Here is a 2,782-nt window from a genome sequence, read left to right on the forward strand (position 1 = left end):
GTAGTTGCCGCAGCTGAAGGCGTCGGTGCCCGGCACGTCCTCCCACTCGACGTCCTCGGCGATCGCACGCAGGGAATCGGTGACGGCCGTGACGACGTCACCGAGATCGGGCTCGCCCCACATGATGAGGTGGAAGCCGGTGCGGCATCCGAACGGCGAGATGTCGATGACGCCGTCGATGCGGTCGCGGAGCAGGCTGGCGAGCAGATGCTCGATCGTGTGGATGCCGGCGGTGGGGATCTCACCCTCGTTGGGCTGCACCAGACGGACGTCGAAGTTCGAGATGACGTCGCCGCGGGGCCCCGACTCGGTGCCGATGAGGCGGATGTAGGGAGCGAGGACGGCGGTGTGGTCGAGCGTGAAGCTCTCGACGTCGGCCATGGGGTTCCTTTCGGCGGCGTGCAGGGGCGCTTCGAGCCTACGCGCGCGCTCGGCACCGGGCGTCGCGTGGGTCTTCGCGTGACGCGCTAGGGTCGAGGCCGTGCCCGCGCCTGCCCGTTTCCTCGTCGTGCTCGACGCCGACTCCACCCTGATCCGCAACGAGGTGATCGAACTCCTCGCCGACGAAGCCGGACGCGGCGCCGAGGTGGCCGCGGCGACCGAAGCCGCCATGCGCGGCGAGGTCGATTTCGCCGCGAGCCTGCGCTCGCGCGTCTCCGCGCTGACCGGCGTCCCGGTCTCGGCCTTCGCGCGCGCGATCGCCCGGATCGAGCCGACGCCGGGCGTGCGCGAGCTCATTGACGCCGTCCACGCCCGTGGCGGGCGCGTCGGCGTCGTCTCGGGCGGGTTCCACGAAGTGCTCGACACCGTCGCCCCCGATCTCGGCGTCGACGTGTGGCGGGCGAATCGCCTCGCCGTCGCCGACGACGCCCTCACGGGCGAGGTGGACGGGCCGATCGTGGATGCCGCGGCCAAGGCCGACACGCTGCGCGAGTGGGCGGCCGACCACGGCGTGCCGATCGGGCTGACCTTCGCGATCGGCGACGGCGCGAACGACCTGCGCATGATGGCGGCCGCGGGCCTGGGGATCGCGTTCAACGCCAAGCCCGCCGTGCGCGCCCAAGCCGATGTCGTGATCGGCCGCGTCGACCTCGCCGAGGTCATCGCGCTGCTCCCCCGCTGACGTCGCGCGGGGCGTCGCTCGCGGGAGCGCCGGGTCACGGCATCCGTGTTCCTGCCACGAGAACAGGCGATGCGCCGAGAACAGGCCGACGTCGGCAGAATCGGCCTGTTCCGGGCGCATGCCCTGTTGTCGTCGCGGCTCTGAGGCGCGCGGGCCCGCGGCCGCCCACGGCGGGGGTGGCCGATGTCGGAGGCCCGTCGTATCGTCGCGCCATGGACGTCATCCTGGTTCCCGGTCTCTGGCTCACGGCATCCTCGTGGGATGCCGTGGTGCCCACGCTCGTCGCGGCGGGTCACCGGCCGCATCCCCTCACGCTGCCCGGCAGCCCGAACGCGCGCATCGACGACTGGGTCGACGCGGTCGTGCGGCAGATCGACGCCGTCGACTCCCCCGTCGTACTCGTCGGTCACTCCGGCGGCGGGAACGTCGTGTGGGGTGCGGCCGACCAACGCCCCGACCGGGTCGCGCGCGTCGTGTTCGTCGACACCATGCCGCCGCCCCCGGGGGCGATGATCTCCGAATTCCCCGTCGAGGACGGCACGGTCCCGTTCCCGGGGTGGGACTTCTTCGACGCGCCCGACGTGGCCGACCTCGACACGGCGACGCGCGAGCGGACCCTGTCCGACACCGTCGCCGTGCCCGGGCAGGTGCCCACCGATCACCTCCCCCTCACCGACGAGCGGCGCTACGGCATCCCCGTGACGATCCTGTCGGGACAGCTGGACGCCGAGAGCCTGCCCGCCGTGCTCGCCGAGTGGGGGCCGTGGGCAGAAGAGTTCGGCCGTATCCGCGACACCGAGGTGGTGCACCTCGGTTCGGGGCACTGGCCGCAGTTCTCACAGCCCGCGGCATTCGCCGAGACGCTGCGGAACGCGGTGCGGTGAGATTCCGAGGCGGTTGTCAGTGCCCCATGCCGAGGCCGCCGTCGACGGGGATGACGGCGCCCGAGATGTAGGCGGCGTCGTCACCGGCGAGCCACGTCACGACACCGGCGACCTCGTCGGCGGAGGCGAAACGACCTGCCGGGATGTTCTTCTTGTACTCCGCCTGCGTATCCGCGGGGAGCTCGGCGGTCATGTCGGTCTCGATGAACCCGGGGGCGACGACGTTCGCGGTGATGCCGCGGCCGCCGAGCTCGCGCGTGAGCGACCGAGCGAAGCCCACGAGCGCACTCTTCGAGGCCGAGTAGTTGATCTGACCGGCCGAGCCGTAGAGACCGACGACGCTCGAGATCAGGATGACCCGGCCCCAGCGCGCCTTCAACATCCCCTTCGACGCGCGCTTGACCACGCGGAATGCACCGCCGAGGTTCGTGGAGACGACGCTGTCGAAGTCGTCCTCGCTCATGCGCAGAAGCAGGGTGTCCTTGGTGATGCCCGCGTTGGCGACGACCACGGCGATCGGTCCGAGCTCGGCCTCGACCTGCGTGAACGCCGCGTCCACCGCTGCGGCGTCGGTGACGTCGGCGCGGACCGTCAGCGTTCCCTCCGGCCCCTCGCCCGAACGAGCCGTGACGGCGACGCGCCAGCCCTCGGCGACGAAGCGTTCGGCGATGGCACGCCCGATGCCGCGGTTTCCTCCGGTGACGACGACGACGCGGTCCTGGGACATGTGAGACTCCTGCGGTGCGAGGGACGGAACCGGCCCAGCCTACCGACG

The 2,782-nt window shown here is 71.6% G+C and carries 4 protein-coding genes; 2 read left to right on the forward strand and 2 right to left on the reverse strand.

The window, feature by feature from the left end; genetic code table 11:
* On the reverse strand, positions 1–381 hold a 381-nt coding region (locus LQV45_RS24280; RefSeq protein ID WP_230009178.1), incomplete at its 3' end, for an S-ribosylhomocysteine lyase.
* Between the two features lie 100 nt (positions 382–481).
* On the opposite strand from LQV45_RS24280, the gene serB reads away from it, so the two are divergent.
* Positions 482–1,123 carry a phosphoserine phosphatase SerB gene (serB, locus tag LQV45_RS24285; protein ID WP_230009179.1) on the forward strand — a complete coding sequence of 214 codons (642 nt, stop codon included), beginning with the start codon at positions 482–484 and terminating at the stop codon, positions 1,121–1,123.
* Positions 1,124–1,335: 212 nt separating this feature from the next.
* Positions 1,336–2,007, forward strand: a complete 672-nt coding sequence (locus LQV45_RS24290; protein ID WP_230009180.1) for an alpha/beta fold hydrolase — start codon at positions 1,336–1,338, stop codon at positions 2,005–2,007.
* A 16-nt stretch (positions 2,008–2,023) separates the two neighbouring features.
* On the opposite strand, the gene fabG is transcribed toward LQV45_RS24290, so the two are convergent.
* On the reverse strand, positions 2,024–2,734 hold the full coding sequence (fabG, locus tag LQV45_RS24295) for a 3-oxoacyl-ACP reductase FabG (RefSeq protein WP_230009181.1): 711 nt from the start codon (positions 2,732–2,734) through the stop codon (positions 2,024–2,026).
* Positions 2,735–2,782 lie beyond the last annotated feature (48 nt).

The sequence above is a fragment of the Microbacterium sp. Bi128 genome, from assembly GCF_918698205.1.

Coding starts and splice junctions, on each gene's coding strand:
- fabG (WP_230009181.1), bottom strand. CDS start 2,734: ATGTCCCAGGACCGCGTCGTCGTCGTCACCGGAGGAAACCGCGGCATC.
- LQV45_RS24290 (WP_230009180.1), top strand. CDS start 1,336: ATGGACGTCATCCTGGTTCCCGGTCTCTGGCTCACGGCATCCTCGTGG.